Source organism: Marinomonas sp. TI.3.20 (assembly GCF_038155025.1).
GTDB lineage: Bacteria > Pseudomonadota > Gammaproteobacteria > Pseudomonadales > Marinomonadaceae > Marinomonas > Marinomonas flavescens.
On record NZ_JBAKAS010000146.1, the window covers coordinates 1 to 250 of the forward strand.

Consider the following 250-nt stretch of genomic DNA (forward strand, 5'->3'; position numbering starts at 1 on the left):
TAAAATATCGCTTCTCATATTGCAGTGGCGATAATCCATTATTTGATCCATGGTGTCGCTTTGGATTATAAAAGCACTCGATATAATCAAAAATCTCTGAGCGAGCATCGCTTCTTGTTTTGTAGGTGAGCGTCGGCTAAACCCCACATAGCAGTCTCTTCCAAAAACCATAAAGTCTTTCATTTTTTAAATTGGAATAAAAGACTCATGTTTACGGCTTCTGATCAACTTAATGTGACCCTCATTTGTG

The 250-nt window shown here is 37.6% G+C and carries 1 pseudogene; it reads right to left on the bottom strand.

The annotated features are described in order from the left end of the window. Positions 1-124, bottom strand: a pseudogene (locus V6259_RS19940) (IS3 family transposase); the annotation flags it as partial. Between the last annotated feature and the right edge of the window lie 126 nt (positions 125-250).